The organism is Bilifractor porci (assembly GCF_009696005.1).
GTDB lineage: Bacteria > Bacillota > Clostridia > Lachnospirales > Lachnospiraceae > Bilifractor > Bilifractor porci.
In genome coordinates, this window is the sequence record NZ_VUMV01000001.1 from 556593 (window position 1) to 581355 (window position 24763).

General features: G+C 51.3%; 25 protein-coding genes. 5 read left to right on the forward strand and 20 right to left on the reverse strand.

The annotated features are described in order from the left end of the window. Positions 1-4: 4 nt before the first annotated feature. The gene (locus FYJ60_RS02570; RefSeq protein ID WP_154456998.1) at positions 5-1900 is read right to left on the reverse strand and encodes an OPT family oligopeptide transporter; all 1896 of its coding nucleotides are present in this window, start codon (positions 1898-1900) and stop codon (positions 5-7) included. A 484-nt stretch (positions 1901-2384) separates the two neighbouring features. On the opposite strand from FYJ60_RS02570, the gene FYJ60_RS02575 reads away from it, so the two are divergent. From FYJ60_RS02575 to FYJ60_RS02585, 3 genes are read left to right on the forward strand one after another with little or no spacing between them, the layout of a single operon-like run. Continuing rightward, positions 2385-2720, forward strand: a complete 336-nt coding sequence (locus FYJ60_RS02575; protein ID WP_154456999.1) for a PadR family transcriptional regulator — start codon at positions 2385-2387, stop codon at positions 2718-2720. Continuing rightward, the gene (locus FYJ60_RS02580) at positions 2717-3721 is read left to right on the forward strand and encodes a permease prefix domain 1-containing protein (protein WP_154457000.1); all 1005 of its coding nucleotides are present in this window, start codon (positions 2717-2719) and stop codon (positions 3719-3721) included. Before FYJ60_RS02575 ends, FYJ60_RS02580 begins: the two co-directional genes overlap by 4 nt. Beyond that, on the forward strand, positions 3718-4497 hold the full coding sequence (locus FYJ60_RS02585; RefSeq protein ID WP_154457001.1) for a DUF4097 family beta strand repeat-containing protein: 780 nt from the start codon (positions 3718-3720) through the stop codon (positions 4495-4497). The genes FYJ60_RS02580 and FYJ60_RS02585 overlap by 4 nt, the downstream gene beginning before the upstream one ends. Here the strand turns inward: FYJ60_RS02585 and FYJ60_RS02590 are convergent. After that, positions 4494-5084: an ECF transporter S component gene (locus FYJ60_RS02590; protein WP_330579081.1), complete on the reverse strand. Its 591-nt coding sequence runs from the start codon at positions 5082-5084 to the stop codon at positions 4494-4496. The two genes, FYJ60_RS02585 and FYJ60_RS02590, sit on opposite strands and share 4 nt — an antisense overlap. Then, positions 5050-5730 carry a uridine kinase family protein gene (locus FYJ60_RS02595; RefSeq protein ID WP_154457002.1) on the reverse strand — a complete coding sequence of 227 codons (681 nt, stop codon included), beginning with the start codon at positions 5728-5730 and terminating at the stop codon, positions 5050-5052. Before FYJ60_RS02595 ends, FYJ60_RS02590 begins: the two co-directional genes overlap by 35 nt. A 156-nt stretch (positions 5731-5886) precedes the next feature. On the opposite strand from FYJ60_RS02595, the gene FYJ60_RS02600 reads away from it, so the two are divergent. Both FYJ60_RS02600 and FYJ60_RS02605 read left to right on the forward strand, forming a co-directional pair. Next, positions 5887-6153, forward strand: coding sequence for a type II toxin-antitoxin system Phd/YefM family antitoxin (locus tag FYJ60_RS02600; RefSeq protein WP_154457003.1), 267 nt, complete (start codon positions 5887-5889; stop codon positions 6151-6153). Continuing rightward, positions 6140-6454 (forward strand): type II toxin-antitoxin system RelE/ParE family toxin, encoded by a 315-nt coding sequence (locus FYJ60_RS02605; RefSeq protein WP_330579082.1) that lies wholly within the window; start codon positions 6140-6142, stop codon positions 6452-6454. Before FYJ60_RS02600 ends, FYJ60_RS02605 begins: the two co-directional genes overlap by 14 nt. 123 nt (positions 6455-6577) lie before the next feature. Here the strand turns inward: FYJ60_RS02605 and FYJ60_RS02610 are convergent, their stop codons facing one another. The 17 genes from FYJ60_RS02610 to truA all read right to left on the reverse strand — a co-directional run bounded on the left by FYJ60_RS02610 (position 6578) and on the right by truA (position 24737). Then, positions 6578-8044, reverse strand: a complete 1467-nt coding sequence (locus FYJ60_RS02610; protein WP_154457004.1) for a class I SAM-dependent RNA methyltransferase — start codon at positions 8042-8044, stop codon at positions 6578-6580. A gap of 226 nt (positions 8045-8270) precedes the next feature. Then, positions 8271-8669, reverse strand: a complete 399-nt coding sequence (locus FYJ60_RS12545) for a hypothetical protein (protein WP_235903290.1) — start codon at positions 8667-8669, stop codon at positions 8271-8273. 246 nt (positions 8670-8915) lie between these two features. Beyond that, positions 8916-9680: a glutamate racemase gene (gene murI, locus FYJ60_RS02620; RefSeq protein WP_154457005.1), complete on the reverse strand. Its 765-nt coding sequence runs from the start codon at positions 9678-9680 to the stop codon at positions 8916-8918. A gap of 53 nt (positions 9681-9733) precedes the next feature. Then, the gene (locus tag FYJ60_RS02625; RefSeq protein ID WP_154457006.1) at positions 9734-11131 is read right to left on the reverse strand and encodes an alanine/glycine:cation symporter family protein; all 1398 of its coding nucleotides are present in this window, start codon (positions 11129-11131) and stop codon (positions 9734-9736) included. Between the two features lie 21 nt (positions 11132-11152). After that, positions 11153-12088, reverse strand: a complete 936-nt coding sequence (gene argC, locus FYJ60_RS02630) for an N-acetyl-gamma-glutamyl-phosphate reductase (protein WP_154457007.1) — start codon at positions 12086-12088, stop codon at positions 11153-11155. A 194-nt stretch (positions 12089-12282) separates the two neighbouring features. Beyond that, on the reverse strand, positions 12283-13668 hold the full coding sequence (gene mgtE / locus FYJ60_RS02635) for a magnesium transporter (RefSeq protein ID WP_154457008.1): 1386 nt from the start codon (positions 13666-13668) through the stop codon (positions 12283-12285). A gap of 576 nt (positions 13669-14244) precedes the next feature. After that, complete coding sequence (locus FYJ60_RS02640; protein WP_154457009.1) at positions 14245-15426, reverse strand: NAD(P)-dependent malic enzyme; 1182 nt, start codon at positions 15424-15426, stop codon at positions 14245-14247. Between the two features lie 73 nt (positions 15427-15499). Beyond that, positions 15500-16171, reverse strand: a complete 672-nt coding sequence (gene hypB / locus FYJ60_RS02645; RefSeq protein ID WP_154457010.1) for a hydrogenase nickel incorporation protein HypB — start codon at positions 16169-16171, stop codon at positions 15500-15502. Positions 16172-16186: 15 nt separating this feature from the next. After that, positions 16187-16903 (reverse strand): hydrogenase nickel incorporation protein HypB, encoded by a 717-nt coding sequence (gene hypB / locus FYJ60_RS02650; RefSeq protein WP_154457011.1) that lies wholly within the window; start codon positions 16901-16903, stop codon positions 16187-16189. Positions 16904-16975: 72 nt separating this feature from the next. After that, positions 16976-17683, reverse strand: a complete 708-nt coding sequence (locus FYJ60_RS02655; RefSeq protein WP_154457012.1) for a FadR/GntR family transcriptional regulator — start codon at positions 17681-17683, stop codon at positions 16976-16978. A 76-nt stretch (positions 17684-17759) separates the two neighbouring features. After that, a complete protein-coding gene (locus FYJ60_RS02660) occupies positions 17760-18125 on the reverse strand; it encodes a hydrogenase maturation nickel metallochaperone HypA (protein WP_154457013.1) in 366 nt (121 codons plus the stop codon). A gap of 3 nt (positions 18126-18128) precedes the next feature. After that, on the reverse strand, positions 18129-20810 hold the full coding sequence (locus FYJ60_RS02665) for an FAD-dependent oxidoreductase (RefSeq protein WP_334296175.1): 2682 nt from the start codon (positions 20808-20810) through the stop codon (positions 18129-18131). 246 nt (positions 20811-21056) lie between these two features. Beyond that, positions 21057-21734 (reverse strand): sensor histidine kinase, encoded by a 678-nt coding sequence (locus FYJ60_RS02670; RefSeq protein WP_205838932.1) that lies wholly within the window; start codon positions 21732-21734, stop codon positions 21057-21059. After that, on the reverse strand, positions 21634-22260 hold the full coding sequence (locus FYJ60_RS02675) for a hypothetical protein (protein ID WP_154457016.1): 627 nt from the start codon (positions 22258-22260) through the stop codon (positions 21634-21636). The genes FYJ60_RS02670 and FYJ60_RS02675 overlap by 101 nt, the downstream gene beginning before the upstream one ends. 580 nt (positions 22261-22840) lie before the next feature. Beyond that, positions 22841-23233, reverse strand: a complete 393-nt coding sequence (rpsI, locus tag FYJ60_RS02680) for a 30S ribosomal protein S9 (RefSeq protein WP_154457017.1) — start codon at positions 23231-23233, stop codon at positions 22841-22843. 17 nt (positions 23234-23250) lie between these two features. Then, positions 23251-23679: a 50S ribosomal protein L13 gene (rplM, locus tag FYJ60_RS02685; RefSeq protein WP_154457018.1), complete on the reverse strand. Its 429-nt coding sequence runs from the start codon at positions 23677-23679 to the stop codon at positions 23251-23253. A gap of 290 nt (positions 23680-23969) precedes the next feature. After that, positions 23970-24737, reverse strand: a complete 768-nt coding sequence (truA, locus tag FYJ60_RS02690; protein WP_154457019.1) for a tRNA pseudouridine(38-40) synthase TruA — start codon at positions 24735-24737, stop codon at positions 23970-23972. Positions 24738-24763 lie beyond the last annotated feature (26 nt).

Below are 24763 nucleotides of genomic sequence, written 5' to 3' on the forward strand. Positions count from 1 at the left end.
GGTCTCAGGCCTCTGATTTACTCGTTTTTCCGGGCTTACGGTTAATTGCCATGACAAACAGGGCAATCAGAGCCGCAAAAAATACAATAGACCCGATCTGATTCAGCCCCGCCGGAAGTCCTATATCAATGCCCGCAAACGCGAACACCGCAAGCAGGACGCCAACCAGTCCTTCTCCGGCAATCATACCGGACGCAAACAGTATACCACGATTTGTCTTTGCTTTCTTCTTTTCCGCATCCTCTTTCTTTTTATCCACAATCAGACGGATTACGCCTCCGACCATAATACCCGAAGTAGAGAAGATCGGCAGATACATACCCACCGCAAAGGGCAGGACTGGAATGCCGAACATCTCTGCAATCAGAGCGATAAATACCCCGACAAATACCAGCGACCAGGGCAGGTTTCCGCTCATAACGCCTTCCACGATCATCTTCATCATGCCCGCCTGGGGAGCAGGGAGCTCCTGTGACCCAAAGCCGTACCCGGCATCCAGAAGATACATAACAAAACCGATGGCAACGGCAGACGCAAGGACACCCAGTATCTCACCGGCCTGCTGCTTCCAGGGAGTAGCGCCGACAATGTAACCTGTTTTCAGATCCTGTGAGACATCTCCGGCGATTGCAGCCGCGATACAGATGACTGACCCGATGGAAATTGCCGTGATCATACCACCGGTTCCGATATTTCCGGTTACCTTCAGCACAATCGTGGTAATCAGAAGAGTCGCGATTGTCATTCCGGAAACCGGGTTATTGGAACTTCCGACAATTCCCACCATCCGGGCAGATACCGTGACAAAGAAGAAACCGAAGATAACAATCAGAATGGCGCCCAGGAGACTTACCGGAACAGCCGGAATCAGCCAGAGCAGCAGAATGATCACCACCGACAAAATCAGCACAAAGGTCATCGGCAGGTCTTTGGTTGTCCTTGTGTAGACCGTCTGTTTGTTTTTCAGGCTGACCATGGATTTACGGAAGGCGCGGATGATCATGGGAAACGACTTGATCAGCGAAATCATTCCTCCGCAGGCAACAGCCCCTGCGCCGATATAACGGATATAGCTGCTCCAGATTCCGGTTGTCCCAAGTTCCGCAATGGTCATGGAAGCCGGATAGACAGCATCCGGAAGCGACGAACCAAATACAAAGATCAGCGGCATCAGGACAAACCAGGCCATAATACCGCCGCCAAACATATAGGCGGAAATTTTCGGTCCGCAGATATAGCCGACGCCGACCAGGGACGGCAGCACATCCATCCCGCAGCCTGCGCCCTTGTAGTTCTTGAAATCATAGGCGATTTCGGACGGGAAGAGTTTCAGTCCGTCCGCGAGGAATTTGTATACCGCCGCAATACCCAGTCCGGTGAACACACCCTTCGCGCTGGCGCCTCCCTCTTCTCCTGCCAGCAGGACCTCGGAGCAGGCCGTGCCTTCCGGATAAGGAAGGGTTCCGTGCTCCTCTACAATCAGGGCATTACGCAGCGGGATCATAAACAGGACGCCCAGCGTACCGCCGAGCATGGCAATGATGGCAATGGTGGAGACAGTGGGGACGTCCATGGCTCCCTCTTTCGCCCACATAAACAGAGCCGGCATGGTAAAGATAGCGCCCGCCGCGAGAGATTCTCCCGCCGACCCGATTGTCTGCACCATATTGTTTTCCAGAATATTATCTCTGCGCAGCAATCCCCGGCAGATTCCCATTGAAATAACAGCCGCCGGGATCGACGCGGAAATAGTCAGGCCTACGCGAAGTCCCAGATAAGCATTCGCGGCGCCGAATACAATGGCAAGAATGATACCCAGAATAATTGATGTTGCTGTCAGCTCCGGCAGATTTTTATCCGCGGAAATGTAAGGTTTGAATTCTTCTTTCTTGTTTTCCATTTTTCCCTCTCTTTTCTGAAGATTTTCTGTATAAGCCCGGCCGCAGCGGACGTGGCCGCAGTGCTTGACCCTATGGTGCGCCGGAACAGGGGCGGCACAAGCGGACATGGCCCGGCACGATGTGCAGGACTCATACAAATTCCGGTATTCTTGTGTACCGGAATAATAATTTATTATAGAATTTAAGTATATTTTCGTCAATATGATTACTGCAATCCCTGTTTTTTACCTGAAAATAACTATATTGCCGAATTGTTTTCTGTTCTGTCTGTGTCCTGTCCGCTCCCCCTGCCAAACGCATCCAGCCGGTTTTGGTTTTCTGCGGGCATAACGCGTGAACATGGGTACGACGATCCGCTCTTTTCCTCTTGACATACTTCGTCTGTCGTAGTACATTCAGTCTGTCAGATATACTACGTCTGTCGTAATATGTTTGTCGTAGTACGACAGACGATTGTTTCAAGCCTGACAGAAAGGAGATGCCATGGGGATCAGCAGTGATGTCATCCGCGGGTGTAACGACACCATCATTCTGTGCCTGCTGCTGGACGGTCCGTCTTACGGATATGAAATATCCAGAAGAATACGGGTGATGACGGAAGATGCCTATATCATAAAGGAAACCACCCTGTATTCGGCCTTCACCCGTCTGGAAAAAGCAGGGTGCATCGAATCGTTCCCGGAATTTGCCGAAAACGGCAAGCGGCGCACTTATTACCGGATCACCGAACCCGGACGCCGCTACTATCGCGAAAAATGTGAGGAATGGAAACTAACGAAAACTGTTGTGGAGAAATTTATTAAGGAGGAGAATCCATGAACACCATACGCAGTTATCTGGAATCAATGTTTGCAAAGCTCCCGAACACGCCGGATGTCATCAAGGCAAAATGTGAGCTTGGACAGATGATGGAGGACAAATATACCGAGCTGATCAGCGAAGGAAAATCGGAGAATGAAGCCGTCGGGCAGGTGATATCGGAATTCGGAAACCTGGATGAGCTGGGCGATGTTCTCGGAATCAGCAGCATCCTGAATAGTGAATCCGAAAGATACGCCGCCGGACGCCAGGTAACCTTTCAGGAGGCGCAGAGCTATCTGGATGATAAAGCACACTATGCCCTGTTCCACGGTCTGGGAACCTTTTTTGCCATCATCTGTTCCTGCGGTGTCATTCTTGCAAGTACACTGGAATACGCCTCACAGAGAACTATTGTGGCCGGACTGATTTTTCTGTTTGTCTCCATCGCGGCCTGCGTGGCATTCCATACCTACAGCAGTCTGCAGATGAACAAGTGGGACTTTCTGAAAAAGGAACCCTGCAGTATCGATTACGGCACTGCCGGCATGATCAATGACCTGAGACGAAGCACTCACGATACCTCCATACTGCAGCGGACGATTGCCATACTGCTTTTCTGCACCTGCTACATTCCTCTGATCGTCCTGACTATGCTGAATGACCAGGGCGTATCTGCGGGGCTGGGCGTTGACATTCTGCTTTTTATGGTGGGGCTGGGCGTCCTGATTCTGACTGTCAGTTCTTCCCGTGAAGACGGCTGCCGCACGCTTCTGAACCTGAACAGCAGCCCGTATTCTGCCAATTATTACAGCCAGAACGCCGGAGAGTTCCGCTATGAAAACAAAACCGTGCGCATTATCATGTCTGTTTTCTGGCCGACGGTAACCTGTATTTATCTGATCTGGAGCTTTTTGTCCTTTGCCTGGTACATCACCTGGATTATCTGGCCGCTGGCCGCCGTCGCCGATACCCTGATAAAAGCCATTTTCGGAATAAGAAAAGAGGATGAGCGATCATGAAGAAACGAAACATCTACCTGATCCTGCTGTCATCGGCCACTGCGGCCGCCATTATCCTGGGAACGCTGTGGCATGTGGGAAAACCTGTCTTTTTGCATTCGGACGGAAACTTTTCTTTTTACTTTCCGGGCAAAAACAACACACAGACAACCCAAAAGCTGGAATCCTTTACCGGACTCCGAATCTCTCTGCAGAATAACGACATTGAGCTTAAAACAGGGAATGGATATGAAATGACCTATGTGGGTCCGAAAGACGCCGTTCCCACCGCAAAGACCGCAGACGGCACACTGACCGTCAGCGACAGCGGAAACATCTCTACCAGAACCGGCGGAATACTGACGATTACTTTTCCGTCCGACCTGGAAGCGCTGCAGGACGTTACCCTGGATACCGCCAATGGCGATATTTGTATTGAGCCAAACGATATCATCACGGTGAAAAATCTGTCACTGACAAGTGAAAACGGAGATCTCTCGCTGCTCAAATGCCATGGTTCCGTCCTGAAAGCCTCTGCGGACAACGGAGATATCGGCATGGAACACGTCAGCTTTGATCAGTCCGACCTGAGCAGCGAAAACGGAGACCTTATTGTCAATTTGGATGACAGCATAAAAAACTACACCGTATCGCCTTCTACCACGTCCGGCGACATCACCATCGGAGAAACCACGTACAGCACAACGGACGGCGAAGAAAACAAGATCACCATCGGCAGCGGAGCAAAAGTGCTGAAGCTCCGGACACAGTCCGGCGATATTGATGTAGAGGACTAACTGCACTTGGTTTTTGCCGTGCCGGTATGCCGGAAGGGAACCAGCCCCGCCTTGTGCAGAGCAAGCATGCAGACAGGGATCAGGATCAGCTGAAGGATAATCCCCGGCACCGCGTTCCCAAAGGCTCCGGCCAGAAACAGACTGAGCGAAAATTCACTCCCGACAGCGGCCATCAGGGCAAACATGACCATTCCCCAGACCGCCCTGCCTGCGAGCATCGCCGCAATCAAACACTTTTCCACAGCTGCCACACACTGCCACCGGGAGCGGCTGTACAGAAATCCGGAAACAAATCCGTAGGTTCCCAATTCAAATGCCATGGCGACAGCATTGGGAAACAGGGCAGGCATTCCGAAAAGGACAGACCGGAGCAGCGGGCAGATCAGACCGACGATCAGCCCGTATCCGCTTCCGCAGACCATCCCGCAGAGCAGCACCGGTATGTGCATCGGCAGGAGCATTTTCCCCACCTGGGGAATCTGCCCGGCCGCAAAGGGCAGAACAAGCCCGAGCGCCAGAAAAACAGAAGCCTGAACCATCTTCTTAGTTTTCTCACGTGATGATTCCGCGTTTTCCTGTTTCTTCACAGCGAATCACTCTCCCTTCCGCATCCAGTTCTATCCTGAAATCCGCGTTTTTCTTCGGATCCAGTTCCTGAAAATAATGCTTTTCCATCGGTATCCAAAGATCCAGAAAGTTCTGGTAATTTGTCCCCTCCCTGGCCTCCAGCCGACTCTTCTGCAGCCGGTCCGCGACGGAAAGAAAAAAGGTCAGATCAAAATAAGACCGGACCCGGGGATGCAGGCTGTACGTTCCCTCTACAATGGCAAACGAAGCAGCTTCTCTGTTGTCTTTTACCATTTTATCTTGCCGGCAGTTATAGCGAAAAGTCCTCACGGCCTGTCCGCGCGACAGCGGCAGCAGCACCTCTCTCTCCAGGCGGCAGAGATCCATGTTCCCCGCGCAGATATTTTTCCAGTCCGCCTCTCTCTGCGAGAAGGGCAGATAATAGTCATCCATATGGAAAACAGGAATTTCCAGAATCTGTCCCAGCCGGTTCGCCAGTGTCGTCTTCCCGCTGCCGCACATGCCGTCCATTCCAACCAACCCTCTCCGGCAGCCCTTCATCCATATTCGGATGACAGAAGCCAGAAAATCGGCGCCGGCCACTTCCCCGGTATTTATATTCTCTAAATCGTATAAATCTGTAATTTTGTCTTTTTCCTTCTCCATTCTGGCTACAGTATACAAAATCTCACCGATTTCGTCCAGACAGAAGAGCTGCTATTAAATTTATGAGTAAAAACACGTTACTGTTCAAACGTCGTCTTTTTCCTTGTTATTATGATAAAATAATGATATTATATTGATAATAAAGGAGGAATAACTATGATCAACATCCGTCCCGTATCTGATCTCAGAAACAAGTTCCCTGAACTTGAAGAAGCTGTCATGGAATCAAATGAACCTGTCTTTCTCACGAAAAACGGTTATGGTACCATGGTCCTGTTAAGCATCGAACAGTACTCCGCGCTCACCGACGATACAGAACGTAAGCTTGACGAAGCCGATGCAGCAGCAGTGAAATCGGACAGGCGATACTCCGAAGCGGAAGTCTTCGGCAGAGTAAGGACCCGCATCCGTGAAAAAGTATAAGCTGTCATTTCTTCCCCTTTTTGAAGAAGATCTGAATGAGATTGTGGATTATATCACAACAGATCTCCAGAACCCAAGCGCCGCAGATCGTCTGGTTGATGACATCGAATCTGCAATTCGGAATCGTCTTGAAGCACCGCTGTCATTTGCGCCGTTTCACTCATCCAAGAAACGACCACATCCATATTACAGAATCAACGTGAGAAATTTCTCCGTTTTTTATGTCGTCATCGATGACACCATGGAAGTGCGACGTGTTCTATATTCCAAGCGTGATCTGGAAAAACTGCTGAATGACTGATTTCCATAATGGCAAACCAGACCGACTTTCACATTTTCCCAGCCAGAAAAAGCGGCACCCGCCTCTCTTTTCAGAAAGACTGATGCCGCAGAAATGGCTTAAACGGGCTTTTCCGGCTCATTTCTAGTTCTGCCGAACTAGCAGAGCGACTGTCTCGATGTGCTGGCTGTCGGGGAACAAATCTACGCAGGTGTACCGCTTCATCCTGTACCCTTGTTCCGTAAAAGCAGAAAGATCTCTGGCAAGACTGGTTGCCTTGCAGGAAATGTAGATAATCTCCGGAACCTGGTAGGCCAGAATCTTTGGAAGAGCCTTTGGATGTATGCCGTCCCTGGGCGGATCCAGCACAATCAGATCCGGTTTCTCCCGAATCTCATCCAGCACCTTCAGCACATCCCCCGCAAGGAAACTGCAGTTATCCAGACCGTTCCGGACAGCATTTTCGGCGGCGGCCTCTACTGCCTCCTCCACAATTTCCACCCCGATTACTTTTCCGGCTGCCGGGGCAAGAACCTGTGCGATTGTTCCTGTTCCACTGTAAAGATCGAAAACGGTTTTTCCCTCCGCATCCTCCAGGTAATCGCGAACGACCGAATATAAAATTTCTGCCCCGCGCGAATTGGTCTGGAAGAAAGAAAACGGGGTGATCTTAAACTGAAGTCCAAGCAGGGATTCTGTCAGATAATCCTTGCCGTACAGAAGATCGGTTCTGTCACTTTTAACCGCATCTGCGACAGAATCATTTACCGTATGGAGAATGCCTGTTATGTTTCCGTCAAGCTTCAGCTCCAGAAGCATTTCGCAGAACTTCTGCAAGTCCCGTGCCTCCTGTGTCCCCGCTTCTCCGTTCCCGGATCCCACTCTCTTCTGCCCTTCCTGGGGCAACGGTCTCTCCGCGCCGTCGGAGGACAGGTACTGAGAGCTGGTCACCAGATCAACAAGGATGCTTCCGTCCGCCTCGGAGCGCCGCAGGAGCAGATGCCGCAGATATCCTTCATGTGATATTTTGTGATAATACCCCCATTCCATCTGCCTGCAGAACCCCAGGACAGCTTCCAGAATCCGGTTAAAGTCCTGGGCCACAATCTGGCAGTCGGAAGCCGTCAGGATATCATAGGTACTGTTCCGTTTATGCAGTCCCAGAGTCAGCGGTCCCCCTTTGGTGCTGTCTCCAAAAGAGTACTCCATTTTATTCCGATATCCGCATCTGGATGGGCTGGGATGCACCGGCTCAAACAAAACCGAGGCCGGATCCTGTCCGGCGTCCCGCAGGGCTCCCTCCATCAGACGGCGGATCTGCTGTTCCTTCATCTGCAGCTGAGAGGAATACTCCATGGTCCGGTAAAGACAGCCGCCGCAGTCCGGAAAAAGACTGCATCCGGCGGCGCTGGTCTCCATGGGGGAGTGCCGCAGCACCTCCAGGAGAGCCGCTTCGACCCTCCCGGCCTTCTTTTTATTCACTCTGCAGCGCACCTCCTGTCCGGGGATTGCGTTTTTGACGATAATCTCTTTCCCGTCCGCTTTCAGAATTCCTTTATTCGGGAAATCGACTCTCTCGATGGTTCCTTCGACCATATCTCCTTTTTTCATAGACAACCTTTCATTCTACTGTTTGGTATACCTGCAGCTCTCCCAGAATCTATGCATTCCTCACAATCCCGGCCATATCCGCCGACAATGCACGTCTGCCGGAAATGCTTACATGATTTTCGCCCTTCCTGGAGAAATAATACGCACCTTTTCGGAATCTGCTGACCGAAAAAAATCCGATGCGGAAAGGCACCGGATTTGCATTCTGATAAAAACGTATGGATCATTATTTTTCTGGAGAGACGCTGCTTTTTACCTTTTCAACGGTATCGGTAAAAACATCCTTAACTGCCTCTGCCTTATCTGAAACAACGCCCTTTACTTCCTCTACCTTGGCGGCGGCAGCCTCCCGGACGTCATTCACACGCTGGGAAACCGACTTTTTTTCTTTTTCCTCTTTCATGTCTTCGTCTTCAAAGTAATCATCAAAATCATCCTTGAAGTCTTCGTCGTCATAATCCTCCAGGTAATTCGGAGTGAAATAACGGTAAATGGCATAAACTGCCCCTGCTGCCGCGGCAATCGACACCAGTACGGTCAGCACCAGCTGGAACGGGTGAAATGTTTTCTCTTCTTTTTTATTCTGCTGATTCAGAAGATCGATTAATTCCTGTATTTTATCCATGTTGTATGCCACCTTTCTGTCAAATTCCGATCAAATGAAGTATAACACATTTACCAGTTATTCGCCAATATCTGTTTTGTATTTGTGCAATTATTCTTCTCTGCCCGGCGGACTCCCGTGCCGCAAACCTCCGCTGCCTTCGGACTTCTGCTCTATGTCCTCTCACCGGCCGGAGTGAAATATATAGATAGCGATAAAAAGCCTGTTGCATTACCCGGCCTTGCATGACCGGCATTCGTATCACAGCTAAGTATCCATCCGATAAAATCTGCGGTATACGGCAAGTTCTCCCGCGGTTTTCCTGCTGGAATCGAATACCACCGTCCCGTCTGTCCCATCCCGCAGCAGGCCGCCCGCGGCGAGAACCCGGCGCAGCTCCCTGGCTGTGCCGTCCGCGCTGTCAAACATCGGTATATCTCCCAGCACATCTCTGATCTGTTTCCGTATAAACGGATAATGGGTGCATCCCAGCACAAGGGCGTCTGCCTTTCCCTGATAGGGATCGAGAAAGCGATGCAGGAGAGAATAGATCTCCGGGCTGTCCGGTTCTCCCTTCTCGATGGCCGCCGCCAGTCCGGGACACTCGACCGGAAGGAATTCTGTTTTTCCGGCAAGCCGCTCGGAGAGGCTTCTGAATTTTTCCAGATGGAGCGTCACCGGCGTCGCCATGACCAGCACTCGGCTGTCCGGATATTGCTCCGCCGCGGGTTTAATGGCCGGCTCCACGCCGATAATCGGCAGCTGCGGATACCTCTTGCGCAATAAAGCGCCGGCAGCGCTGGTAGCCGTATTGCACGCGATGACCAGCGCTTTCACGCCTCCCCAGAGCATTTTTTCCGCGATGAAAAGGCTGAGCTGCCGGACTTCCTCCACCGTTTTTTCCCCGTAGGGCGCATGGGCAGAGTCGCCGTAGTAGACAAACTTTTCTCCCGGAAGCAGTTCTGTCATCCGCTTCAGAATGCTCACGCCCCCTACGCCGGAGTCAAATACGCCGATATATTTTTCTCTCATTACGCTATTGCTGATTCCAGACAAATTTTTCTCCCGTTCTCCCGATCGGATCCTTAGTGATACAGTCCTTGATATTCTTTTGTCAGCTTTACCACCACCGGAGAAAGCAGCAGGATGGCAATCAGGTTCGGAAAGGCCATCAGTGCGTTGGACGCGTCCGCGATCGTCCAGGCCAGCCCGAGCTTGACATTTGCTCCTACAACAACAAAAATCACATAAATTGCCTGATAAACCTTTGCTCCGGTTGTCCCGAACATAAATTCAAAGCACCGGCTTCCGTAAAGGCTCCAGGACAGCAGCGTCGAATAGGCAAACATGGCGATACAAACCGCAATGACGATGGAGGCGATTTTTGTCCCAAGCACACTTCCGAATGCAAGAATCGTGAGATCCGTGCCGGCGGTCTGTCCGTAGAACGGCTCCGCCTGTCCGGAGATCAGAATGGCAAGGGCTGTCAGCGTACAGATGACGACTGTGTCCGCAAACACTTCAAAGACACCGTACATACCCTGCTGTACCGGGTGTTCCACATCCGCTGCAGCATGAGCAATCGGGGCAGTACCCAAGCCTGCTTCATTGGAGAATATTCCTCTCCCGAATCCGGCCTTTACCGCCTGCTGCACAGCCACGCCGGCCAGTCCTCCGCTGATCGCTTCCGGGTCAAACGCGCCTTGGAAAATCTGGGCAAAAACGCCGCCGATCCTGTCAACATTTCCGAAAACAACAACCAGGGCAGCCACAATGTACACCAGTGCCATGACCGGAACCAGCCGCTCCGTCACATTTCCGATTCTCTGCATACCTCCGAACAAAACCAGTATCGTCAGAACCGCTCCCACGATACCGATAACCATATACAGCGCCTGCAGATCCCCCTGCGGGATGTCAGGATGAAAGGAAGTAAAAACCGCGCCAATCGACGTGGCAATCGTATTGATCTGTGTCATGTTTCCGGTGCCGATGGCGGCGACAGAACCGAAAATACAGAACAGAACGGCCAGCCAATGCCATTTGGGTCCCAACCCGTTCTGAATATAGTACATCGGGCCTCCTACAAAGTCGCCGGAGGTATTTTTCTTGCGGAAATGCACGGCAAGAAGAATCTCCGAATACTTTGTACACATGCCGAACAAGGCAGCAATCCACATCCAGAAAATGGCTCCCGGTCCGCCTAGCGCTATGGCTCCCGCTACGCCGGCAATGTTTCCCGTTCCGACCGTCCCTGCCAGGGCAGTGCTGAGCGCCTGCACCGGAGTCAGGCTGCCCTCCTGGTTTTTCTTATGGGTAAAAAGCTGCCCGACCGTTTTTTTCATAATAAATCCGAATTTCCGGAACTGCATGAACCGAAGACGGATACTGAGGAAAACACCGGTCCCAAGCAGCAGAACCAGCATGGGAATCCCCCATACCAGAGAATCAAACTGGTTAATCAGTTCTGTTATATTTTTCATTTTTCCCCCTCAGCTGTCTGCTTATTCCAGGCCGACGGTCTCATCCAGACCGAGCATGATATTCATATTCTGGACGGCCGCCCCGGAAGCCCCTTTTCCCAGGTTATCAAAAAGCGCTGTGACGCAGGTCTGGTCCTCGTGTCCGTGAACCAGAATTTCCAGGCGATTGGTTCCCGCAAGCGTATTGGCGTAAATGGTTTTCCTGCCTTCCCCAAACGGGAGAACGCGCACAAAATGCTCCTTCTGATAATATTCCTGCAGGCGCGCGCAGATCTGCTCCGCTGTCGGCGTATTTTTAAGCAGGCGGTTCTGAAGAAGAATGGTTGTCGCCATCCCTTTATAATAGTCATCAACCACCGGAAGAAACACAGGCGGAAAGGCCAGCCCCGTCATTTTCTGCATCTCCGGGACATGCTTGTGTTTCAGACTCAGTCCGTAAATGCCCGGAGACGCCAGCCGCGGACCCCGGTCCGTCTGTTCATACTCCGCGATCATTTTCTTCCCCCCGCCGGAATAACCGGTAAGAGAATAGCAGGTGACCGGGTAATCCTCCGGCAGAATCCCCATGCGGACCAAGGGTGCTGTGACAGAAATAAATCCGGTCGCATGACATCCCGGATTTGCCACCCTCCTGCTGTTTGCAATGGCAGTTCTCTGCTCCGGGGAATATTCCGGGAAACCGTAGGTCCAGCCTTCCGCCGTCCTGTGCGCTGTGGAAGCATCTATGACACGGACATGCGGATTTTCAATCATGGAGACAGCCTCTCTTGCCCCGTCATCCGGCAGGCAGAGAAAGACAATATCCGCCGCGTTCAGATACTTCTTCCTTTCCTCCGGGTCATGTCTTTTCTCTTCCGCAATGCGCAGCAGCTCCAGATCCTCTCTGGCGCCGATCCGATCATAAATCTGCAGACCGGTCGTTCCGCTCTGCCCGTCAATATATACCTTTGTCTTCATAAAAGATCTCTCCCCTGCAGGATGTATAAAACCTTCAAACCAAACTTATGCAGTATAGAAAAAAGGCAGCCGCCGAGATTCTGCGTCTGAAACAGAAATCTTCGTATAACGACTGCCCTCCCTCTTGACTCAATTTTTGTACTTTCCTATAGTAACAAATTTGAATAAGAATGAAAAGAGTGAACTGCTCCGGATTACATATGCATGACTTCCAGCAGCAGGATCCATGCAAGGCCGTAATAAGTAACTACGCCGACAAGGTCTGTGATTGTTGTGATCAGCGGACCGGAAGCAGCCGCGGGATCAACACCAATCTGTTTGAAAAACAGCGGGACAACGGTTCCGACCGCGCTGGAGATCAGCATGGCAACCACCAGGGAAATGCCGATGCATCCGGAAATGGCAAATGCGGAAGCAACCGGCATGTGCCGGAAGACCATAATATAAAACCCTATGGCAACAAGGGACAATGCTCCCAGTATTAATCCGTTAAAGGTACCGCAGGTGATTTCCTTACCGATCAGGTGGAGTTTTTCCTTTCCTGTCAGCTTTTCGTCACACAGAACCCGGATGGTCACCGCCAAAGACTGGGTGCCGACATTTCCGGACATATCCAGGATAAGGGACTGGAAGGTCATGACGATCGTGAGCTGGGCAACCACCTTTTCAAAAACACTGACGACGCTGGAAACTCCCATGCCGAGAAACAGCAGAAGAATCAGCCATGGCATTCTCTTCTTGATGCTTTCTCTCAGTGGCTCGTTCAGATCTTCCTCTGCTGTCAGACCACCCAGCTTTGCGTAATCCTCTCCCATCTCGTCATCAATCACTTCCGCGACATCCTGCGCGGTGATCACGCCGAGGATGTGATTGTCATCCGACAGAACAGGAATAGATTCCTCCGAATAGTCCTTGATCGTCTCCAGACAGTCCTCAATCCGCTCGCTCCCGTACACATACGGATAAGCGGTGACGATGATGTCCTCCAGCTTTGAGTCCTGCCTGGCAATAATCAGCTCCTTCAGGTCGATGGCCCCGTAATAGACCCCTTCCTCATCCAGAACGTACAGAACAGAAATATTATCATGATCGGCAGCCTGATCCACCAGGGAATGCATGGCCTCCTTGATGGTCAGATTGCTGGTAAGGGTTACATAATTGGTAGTCATCCGGCTGGCGATCAGATCCTCGTCATAGGACGCCAGCTTCTTGATCTCCGCACGGGAGGAGTCGTCCATCAGCTCCAGCCAGGCAGTCTTTTTTACCGAATCACTCTCCTTCAGCAGATCCGCCGCATCATCGGGCTCCATCCGCTCCAGAACCCAGGCTGCCTTCCGGAGATCCATCTCTTCCAGATACTGGTCCGCGCCGTCTGCGTACTCCATGACCTCTGCCAGTGTATCCATAGGAAGCAGCCGGTAAAGATTTTCCCTCTCCTTCAGCTGCAGATCCGGCAAAACCTGCGCGATATCATTGGAATGATAATCCTCCAGCTTTTCCCGCATAACCTTTGGGGAATTCCTGCTCCGGATAATGTCCAGTATCTCCTGTTTGTAATCTTTATTTACTTTTTCTTCCATTCTCAACCTCCCTCTTTCTACTGAACCGGAAAAGACTGCGTTGTCCAGTCCGATCCGCGCACAAAAACAGACCTGTTTTCACAGGTTTGCGGTAAAAAGTTCTCGGTTGGGGGAAATTCAAATCACTTTACAGTTATCCATGCCGTTTCCGAACGAAAAAAAATCTGCTGCTCCGGTAATCCGAAATACCAGCCGATACCAGAACAGACTGACGGAGAAAACAAACGGCATATATCCGATTATCTTTCATTCAGAAAACCCGGCACCAAATGCCGGAATGCGCAGAAAACTGCTATAAGAAATGCACACAGAACAAAAGATCAGCAGACAGTAACCTCCGTCAAAAGAAAAGCGGATCCGGCTGCCGAAAAGCGAAGTATCTGTGGCATCTTACGTATGTGATAAGGACTTCGACCCGCACCATCACTGCCTTCCATTCAACTTTCACTTCCCTTCTGTCTGCTGTTTATTTTTTCACGGACGGAGAAAATAAGACATATTTTCTCCGTTCTTGATACCTGCCTAACTATAACATTCGTTTTCCAATTTGTAAATATGAAAACAGAGCAAGGCGCCTTATGCTTTACGCACTACGCTCTGCCGTACCGCCTCTTCTCCCACTGCCTTTGCCACGGTCGGCACGACTCTCGGATCCAGCGGAGAGGCAATAATATGATCCGGCGACAGATCTTTTTCATCGATTAACGAAGCCAGTCCTCTGGCCGCCGCAATCTGCATCTCTTCTGTAATTTTTGTCGCGCGATAATCCAGCGCGCCGCGGAACAGTCCCGGAAAGACAAGGAGATTGTTCACCTGGTTGGGATTGTCTGATCTCCCGGTGCCGACAATGAACGCGCCGCCGGCCTTTGCCTCGTCATACGTGATTTCCGGCTCCGGATTTGCCATCGGGAATACAATAGCTTCCGGATTCATGGAGGCGATCATCTCTCTGCTCACAAGACGAGGCGCGCTGACGCCGATAAAGATATCCGCCCCCTTCATCCCCTCCGCAAGACTTGCGTAGTGCTGATGATCCAGATTGACAAACTCCAGAAGTTCCTTCTTCAGGGGATCATATTTCTCGCTGTCATCCGGATCAATGCACCCGTCAATATCAAAGGCGTAAATTTTGTGGAATCCGCTCTTATAAAGCATGCGGATAATGGAAGAACCCGCTGCACCGGCGCCGCTTATCACAACCTTCATGTCCTCCGGCTTTGCTTTTTTTACTTTCATCGCATTGATAAGAGCCGCCAGAACCGCAATGGCCGTCCCATGCTGGTCGTCATGGAATACAGGAATGCTGCACTCCTTGATCAGTTTTCTTTCTATATAAACACATCGGGGTGCGCTGATGTCCTCCAGATTGACAGCACCGAAGGAGGGAGCCAGCTTCTTAACAATATCCACAATTTCATCCGGATCCGTGGTGTCCAGACAGATTGGCCAGGCATCCAGGCCTGCGAATTTTTTCATCAGAAGCGCCTTGCCCTCCATGACAGGAAGCCCGGCGGCTGGTCCGATATTGCCCAATCCAAGCACCGCTGTTCCGTCTGTGATAACGGCTACGGTGTTCCCCTTCCCGGTATACCGGTAGGCATTTTCAGGATTTTTCTGAATTTCCAGACAAGGCTGCGCCACCCCGGGCGTATAGGCCAGCGAGAGATCCCTGGGAGATTCACAAGGTACCTTTGGCGTAACCTCCAGTTTCCCTCTGTACTTTTCATGCAGCTTTAACGACTCCTCATAAATATCCATGATTTTTCCCTTCCCGGCCTGCTGTCCCGCCGTTTTCCCATTTTTCCGTCCCGCCATATACCATATCACAAACTCAGATATTTCGGAACTGCTTCCATCGGGAAACCTGCGTTTTCAGCCATCCTTCCCATTCTTCCATCCCTTCCCCGGTTCTGGCAGAAACCGGAAAGATCCGGATGCCCGGGTTCAACCTCCGGACTCTTTCCTGACAGGCTGTCAGATCAAAATCAAAATAGGATATGGTATCCATTTTGGTGATAATCAGCACGTCGCTCTTTGTAAACATCAGAGGATACTTCAGAGGCTTGTCGTCCCCTTCGGGAACCGACAGAAGCATGACATTTGCGCCAGCTCCTGTATCGAACTCCGCCGGACAGATCAGATTACCCACGTTCTCCAGAAAAACCAGGTCAATGCCGGAATATCCCATGGCGGAGAGGGCTCTTCCTGTCATCCCTGCGTCCATATGGCACATGCCGTCGGTGTGTGCCTGGATGGATCTGGCGCCCAGGTTTTCAATCCGGACAGCATCCACATCGGAGGCAATATCCGCCTCCATGACGGCCATTTCAAGCTCTCCTTTCAAATCCAGGATCGTCCCGGAAAGCAGGCTCGTCTTGCCGGAACCCGGTGAACTCATCAGGTTGACCAGCAGTGTCCCCTCCTGTCTCATTTCTTTTCTCAGCACATCCGCGTCTCTGTCATTGGAGGCTGTCACCGATTCATTTAATTCGATCACCTTCATGAATTCTCCCCCTCCTCATGCATGCCGCGTGTCTGCTTCCTGCATCCCTTTCGGCTCATTCCTTTTGAATTTCTCAATTTCTCCTTCCAGATAATGAATCCAGTCCTCGAAACCTTCCCCTGTTTTAGAGGAGATTTCCATGCAGACTGCCTCCGGGTTCAGACTGCGCACCCGCTCCCGGCAGACGCTGCTGTTAAAATCAAAGACCGGTTTTACATCAATTTTATTGATCAGAAGGCAGTCGCTGACAGAAAACATAAGGGGATATTTCAGCGGTTTGTCATCCCCCTCCGGTACAGAGAGGATCATAACCTTCAGATTAGCGCCAACATCAAATTCCGCGGGACAGACCAGGTTTCCGATATTTTCCAGAAAAACCAGATCCAGATCGTCGGTTCCAAGGCCCTCCAGTCCGCGTCTGGTCATATCCGCATCCATGTGACAGGAGCCGCCGGTATGGAGCTGAATGGCCCTTGCCCCGGCCTCAATTACCGCCCTCGCATCCACATCACTGTCCACATCCGCTTCCATAACGCCAATCCGATAACGATCCTTCAGCATCCGGATCGTCCGGATCAGGGTGGTGGTCTTGCCCGAACCCGGTGAACTCATCAGATTCACGAGAAAAATACCCTTTTTCTGAAGCAGCTTCCTTACGGCATCTGCCGCTTTGCCGTTATCTGCCAGAACATGTTCTTTGGTTTCAAGAATTCTGATCTCCTCGCTGTTCATCTGTTCTCCTCATTTTCCTAAAGCATCCTGCCTGTTCATGCGCAGGCTTCCTATTTGAAAGCCGGAAAACTTCTACCGGTTGTAGATGGAAGTCTCCCCTTCGAGGGCATCCTGCATGATATGATCCAGCCACCTGACAGCGCCCTCATAGTCCCTCTTTCTGATGTATTCCAGCGACTTCAGGGTGTGTTCATAGAGCAGCTGTGAACCATATCTGCTGCAGAAACGTGTCCAGAGCGCAACCACCGGTTTACGAAAGGAGGTGATGATCATGGCAAGAATTTCATTATCCCCGACCATGGCAAGCTTCTTCTGAAAACAGAAGGCCTCCTCCGCGGCGGCCCGAAAATCAGCCGCGCCTCGTATGGCTTCCACGATCTTATGCATCTCACACAAATCCTCGTCCCGCGATCTCTCGATAGCATTTTTCAGAGTCAGATGCTCCAATGCCCAGCGGATCTCAAGGATAGACCGGATCTCTCTGTCGCTGAAAATATCCCCCTTCAGATCCAGAATCGCATTTAATGTCTCGAGAGAGCCCTCATGCCGGTAGTCGGCAACAAATGTTCCCTGCCTGGGCTGAACCTCCAGAAATCCCTGGCTGACCAGAGCGATAATTCCCGCATTGATGACCGCCCGCGACACTCCCATCTTTTCAGCAAGCTCCCGCTCCGGCGGAATCCTGGTGCCGGCAGCCAGTTCCCCGGACAGTATGGCCTCCTGCATCCTTTTGATAAAAAGCTCTTTGTGCGTAGGAACGGTAAGTTTTTTCATCTCCATAGGAGCCCTCCCCTGAGATCATCTTCTTCGTTAATCTTCCAGTATAAGTATTCGGGACAGTCTTCTGAGATAATCCTCAGGACCGGGCATCCTCCGGCTCCGGAACTTCCACCTCTTTGATCAGGAACTCGTTTCCCTGCACCAGAAAAGTACGCTCGCTTCCACAATGCGGACAGATCCTGGCATACTTTACGGTCGGATAGGTTTTCCCGCAATCTTCACAGAAAGTGATTGCCGGAACCGGTTCGATAAGCATCTCTGCTTCCGCAAGCAGAGGTTCCTTCTTCCGCATCCAGTCCCAGCAGTCGGTAAGGTACTCCGGAATAACTGTGGACACTTCTCCCAATGCAACCGTAACGGAATTGATCCTGCTGAATCCGTTTTCCGACGCCAGCATCTTCAGCCTATCTCTGATTTTGAAAACAACACCTAACTCATGCATCGTTTACTTCTTACCAAATTTAATGTGAATGTTTTGTTTGACAGCATAGGGAAGGATATACTTCAGTTTATCCTCACTTCTTCTCATCACGGAACATTCCGGGTTATCCCGGAAAAGATGGATCGCGTCAAATTCGCACTTGGTGGTACATATGCCGCAGCCCACACAATGATTCGTATCAACGACGGACGCGCCGCAGGAAAGACATCTGGCCGTCTCTTTCTTAACCTGGGTCTCTGTAAAGGCCTCCTGATAATCACGGAAGGATCTGTGATCTCCTTCTTTCTTTCCGGGAATCTGCCGGCTGGAATTATCGTAGTTCTCTATCCGGATATCATTCTTGTCCAACGCAATATAATCATTCTGGTTTCGTCCGATAGTTAGACTGGTATGCGGCTGGACATACCGGTGGATCGACACAGCGCCCTCTTTTCCTGCCGCAATCGCGTCGATGGCGAACTTCGGACCGGTGTAGACATCGCCGCCGACAAAAATGTCCGGCTCCGCTGTCTGATAAGTGACCGGATCCGCCTTGGCTCCGTTTCCCCTTCCCAGCTGCACCCTGCTTCCGGCGAGAAGGTTTCCCCATACAATGCTCTGCCCCACCGCGAGAACAATGTGGGCCGCGCTTACCGTCATCGTCTCCTCTTCGTTATAAGTCGGATGGAAACGGCCTTCTGCATCCTTTACGGACAGACACCTTTTGAAAACGATGGACTTTACCCGTCCTTTTTCATCCTTCCGGATCTCTTTCGGTCCCCATCCGCCAACGAGCTTCACACCGTCTTCCTCCGCCTCATGAATTTCCTCCTCTGAGGCAGGCATGATGTCCCGGATCTCCAGACTGACCATGGTCACCTTCGGCGCACCGACTCTGACCGCGTCTCTAGAGCAGTCAATCGCAACATTTCCGCCTCCGACCACGACAACATCGCCCCGGATGTCATACGTTTCTTTCTCATTAACCTCGCGAAGGAATTCCACAGCGCTCGTCACGCCGTCCGCGTCTTCGCCTTCAACACCAATGCTCCTGCCGCCCTGACAGCCGATCGCGATATAAAAGGCCTTATAACCCTGGGCACGAAGCTCATCCAGCGTAATATCCTTTCCAACTTCCACACCGGTTTTAATTTCCACGCCCATCGCGCGGATTACATCGATCTCCGCCTCTACGATATTTTTTTCCAGCTTATAGGAAGGGATTCCATACACCAGCATTCCGCCTGCGCGGCTGTTCTTCTCAAATACAGTCGGCGCATATCCCTTCTCTGCCAGATAGAACGCGCAGGAAAGCCCTGCCGGTCCCGCCCCGATAATAGCGACCTTGTCGCCGGAAAAATCCCCGTCAACTCTCGGAATGACCTTCTTCGGAATATAACGGGTCTCCGCATTCAGATCCTGCATGGCAATAAATTTTTTCACCTCATCGATCGCGATTGCTTCGTCGATGCTTCCTCTGGTGCAGGCGTCCTCACAACGGCGGTTGCAGATATGTCCGCAGACAGCCGGAAGCGGGTTATTTTTCTTGATCAGGGCAAGCGCTTCCTGATACCGGCCCTGGGACGCCATCTTCAGGTATCCCTGCACGGCAATGTGGGCAGGGCATGCCGTCTTGCATGGGGCAGTTCCGCTGCGGTATGCTTCTATACGGTTGTGATCCCGGTAATCCCAGTCCCAGTCCTCTTCCGACCACTTCTTGTTCCACGGGAGCTCGTGCTTCGGATAAGTCACCTCGGAGCCATCCTTACGGCAAAGCTTCTGGCCAAGCTTTACGGCTCCGGCAGGACAATATTCCACGCAGCGGCCGCATGCCACACATTTCTGCTTATCCACCTTCGCCACATAAGCTGATCTGGAAAGATTCGGCGTATTGAATAAAAGAGACGTGCGCAGCGCATAGCATACATTCACATTGCAGTTGCAGATCGCAAAAATCTTATCCTCGCCGTCGATATTGGTGATCTGGTGGACAAAGCCGTTTTCCTCACCCCGCTTAAAGATATCCAGCGCTTCCTCGCGGGTGATATACTGACCGCCCTTATTGGTCTCCACGACATAATCCGCCATGTCTCCCACCGCGATGCACCAGCCGTCCTCCACATCGCCGCATCCCTCTTCATAGGTCTTGCGGCTGCGGCGGCACGAACAGGGGGACTTGGCGTACTTGCCATCGTATTTCTCCAGCCAGTAGGAAATCTTCTCGATCCCAATAGCCTCATTGTTCATTTCAATCGCGGCCTCTACCGGAATGACGTGCATGCCGATCCCCGCACCGCCCGGCGGGACAATCTTTGTCACCTTCTCCAGCGGAAGCCTGGTCATATGCTCGAAAAACATACCCAGTTCCGGATGCTCATCAATCAGGTCCTTGTTCATATTCGAGAACTCACCGGATCCCGGAACAAACATCGGCAGAACATATTGCTTCTCGTGCTGCGGATTCTCATAATTCCACTCTATCAGTCCTGTCCAGGACATATGATCCAGCATTTCCTGAAGCTTTTCATCCTCTATCCCGGACAGCTTCTTCAACTGCGCAAAGGTCTTCGGCTTGCGGATGCCTCCGAATTTCAGCGCCAGTTCCGCCTCCTCATCGGTGCAGAGGCGGGAAACCGCCCAGTACTCCGGGTCATCTCTCGTGATTTTCTGCAGTCCGAGCTTGATCGGTATCCGGTCTGTAATCATTTTTCCAAGCTTCGCCACCGGTTTACGGAACGGCCCGTCCACATTCGCAATCTCCGGGCGCAGCGGATATCCTGGGTCATTCTTCGCTGTCATATTCTTCCCTCCAAACGTTTTCATGCGTTTTCATGCTTGTGGTCATACCACGTATGTCAATAATTTAACATGCATTCTTCGGGATAGCAATCAGCGTTTTTCACATTAATTGCTATAATTTTTGCGCGAAATGCACTACTGGTCATACCACAGTCAAAACAGGGGAATGCCGCAAGGCACCGACACCGGCCCGAAGGCGTCTCCATTGTAGAGACCGGCAATATTGGCAATACTGGTAAGTCCGATCCCCATCTCGGCGCGCTTACTGGAGACAAAGAAGCGTCCCCACTTTTTCGGTTTTCCGCTCATGCTGTTTTCCATATGGATGACCAGATTTCCCATATGAACGACTGCGGACAGACTGATGTCCTTTTCTTCCTCGCCGCTGTGATCTTTGCCGCTCTTAATTCTTCCGATCGCCTCAGCGGCATTTTCCAGAAGATTTCCGAAGACCACGCACAAATTCTGCTCCATGCTGTGGGAGATATTCCTCGGCAGCGCGAGGTCAACCCTCACCTTAGCTCCCATATTTTCCGCCATCTGTGTGTAGTACGAAATCACGGCATTCACAGCGATATTTTCCGTATATCTTATATGTTTGCTGGAGGGAATCGAGCGGCCCAGATCCTCCAGGTACTCCTTCAGCTCCTCCAGCTTTCCCTCGTTGGCATACTCCTGCAGAACCGTCAGCTGATGGCGATAATCATGCCGCTGCCGCCGCAGCTCCTTCTCATGCTCCAGAAGGGTGTCCTGGTACTTCTTCTGCTCGCCGATCTCCCGGTTCATCAGCGAGAGCTGATATTCCTGCTCTCTCCCGCCGGGAAGTCTCAATCGATTTCCGGATCTGCACGCCGCCGATCATACACATAAAAAAGCAGAAAATCATCGTTCCGATCAGGAAATACCGGGATGAGGCGTAGACCACATTCCTGACGTAATAGACGAGTTCCATGATACACGACGCTGTCAGAATCAGCATCGGCGTGCTCCACAGGGCGCCTGCCTTGTTCTTGTCCCAGACAGCCTCAAACATGACCATGCCCGTATAGAAAAAGATGGAAACCGGAAGCAGGACCTGGAAAAACCGGGTACTCTGTATAAACATCACACTCCCTGTCATCTGCAGAATCAAGGCAGCCAATATGGCTGCCATTAAAATGCCCTTTAGAATAGCTCCCGGTTTCTTATAGTGAAATTTCACACTCTCATCCAGCAGAAACTCCAGCGGGAGAAACAGGCTGAAAAGCTGAGATAACTCACCATGTACCAGAGGTTTGGAACGTTTGTGTAAAAATATATAATATCCGAACTGGAACATCCCCAGAGCCCCGTGAGCGCCATAAATGCGCCCAGCCATAGCAGAATGGTCCCGCTGCGGTCCAATTGAACAACCATGAACGAGACAAGCATCAGCAGAAAGCCAAGAAGAAACATTATAAGGTTTCGAAACTGGAGAAACTGAAGAATAAGTGAGACGAACTCCGGAAAAAGGAGCTCATGAATGTGATGTGTTGGATGTAATCAAAAAGACTCCCTGCCATAATAACAGGGAGCCCTTGCAACAGATTCCGCAGGGAGTCTGTTTGATTATCTCTTGCTGAACTGTACGAGCGATCAGAGCATGTGCAGGTGGCACATGCTCCGCGAGTACCTGCGAGTCCAAAGTGACGAGCAGGCCGCAGCAAAGCTGCGGTAATCAAAAAGACTCCCTGCCATAATAACAGGGAGTTCTTGCAACAGATTCCGCAGGGAGTCTGTTTGATTATCTCTTGCTGAACTGTACGAGCGATCAGAGCATGTGCAGGTGGCACATGCTCCGCGAGTACCTGCGAGTCCAAAGTGACGAGCAGGCCGCAGCAAAGCTGCGGTAATCAAAAAGACTCCCTGCCATAATAACAGGGAGTTCTTGCAACAGATTCCGCAGGGAGTCTGTTTGATTATCTCTTGCTGAACTGCGGTGCGCGGCGAGCTTTCTTGAGACCATATTTCTTACGCTCTTTCATACGCGGATCTCTGGTAAGATATCCCGCGCTCTTAAGAGCCGGTCTGTACTCTGCATCTGCTTCCAGCAGGGCACGCGCAATACCATGACGAATCGCGCCGGCCTGGCCGGTGAAACCGCCGCCGATAACGTTAACCAGAACGTCAAACTTGTCGGCGTTATCGGTCGCTGTGAGAGGCTGACGAACGATGGTTTTCAGCGTCTCCAGACCGAAATACTCATCAATATCTCTCTTGTTGATCGTGATTTTTCCGGTACCGGGAACCAGATATACTCTTGCTACAGATTTTTTTCTTCTTCCTGTTCCATAGTATTTTACGCTAGCCAATGTTCTTTACCTCCCTTTCAAAATGTGAGTACTTCCGGCTTCTGAGCTGCATGCTTATGCTCTGCGCCGGTGTACACATGAAGCTTCTTGATCATTTCTCTTCCGAGAGGTCCCTTGGGAAGCATTCCCTGAACAGCAAACTCGATTACTCTTTCCGGATGCTTGTCCATCATCTCCTTGAGGGTGGTCTGCTTCAGTCCGCCGACATAATCGGAATGTCTGTAGTAAATCTTCTGCTGAAGTTTCTTTCCTGTAACTTTGATTTTCTCTGCATTGATGACAATAACATAGTCACCGGTATCTACAAAAGGTGTGAACTCCGGTTTGTTTTTCCCTCTTAACACTCCGGCTATACCAGAAGCCAGACGTCCGAGAGTCTGTCCGGATGCATCTACCACATACCATTTTTTTTCTAACTTATCCGGATTTGCCATATAAGTCTTCATGGATAAAACCTCCTGATTGAAGAACCGACTGCGGTTCGTTTTCTGTATTGAATTGCCGCTGTCCATATGCGCAGGCGATAAGACCTGCATGAACCGCTGCCGCAGAAACCGCCACTGTCCGGATGGTCAGAATCTGCAATATCAGAGACATCATCACCAGGGCTTTTGGCTCCGTCTCCTCCTGCGGCGTCCGCACACCCGACTGTATTGGGAATTACAGAAGAGCGCACTTTCCCTGCGTCGCACTTAGTTATAGTAGTATATGCCGACAGACGTGTCAAGATGTAATTTTACTTTTCCGCCCACAGTTTCTCCCACTCCGGGTATCGGATTCCGATCAGCGTCAGTCCGTGTGCCGGCGCGGTAGGCCCCGCGGCCGCCCGGTTCCGTGCTTCCAGAATCCGACGCATAGAGCCGGACGGAAGATTGCCGCGGCCGATTTCCAGGATTGTGCCTGCAAGAATTCTTACCATATTGTAAAGGAAGCCATTTCCGACAATCCGGAACGTAAGAAGTTCGCCTTCCTTACGTATTTCCGAAGAATAGATACGGCGTACCGTGCTTTTCTCCGCGGAAGCACCGGAAGCCTGAAAACTCCGGAAATCATGTTCCCCGATGACGCATTCCGCTGCTTCCTGCATAGCGGCAAGGTTCAGATCTGAATAGACGAACAGCGTATCCAGCCTTCTGGTCGGATCCGGCAGCTTACGGTTCAGAATTCTGTACTCATAGGTTTTTACTGTACTGGTATAACGCGGATGAAAACGAAGCGGTACCTCTCTGGAGGCCTGCACCTTGATATCCTCCGGGAGCCTGGTGTTCAGCGCGTAGCAGAACCGGTCTGCCGGCATCCGCATCTCTGTATCAAAAACCGCCACATTTCCTTTTGCGTGCACGCCGGCATCTGTCCGGCTTGCACCGATGGTCTGAATGCTGCTGCCGCAAAGTTCGGAAAGAGCCCGGTTCAGTGTTTCCTGAACAGTCATGCCGTTTGGCTGAACCTGCCAGCCGCAGTAATTTGTTCCGTCATAAGCGACAACAAGCATAATTCTGCGCAAGCCATGTCCTCCTCACTGCTGCTCTC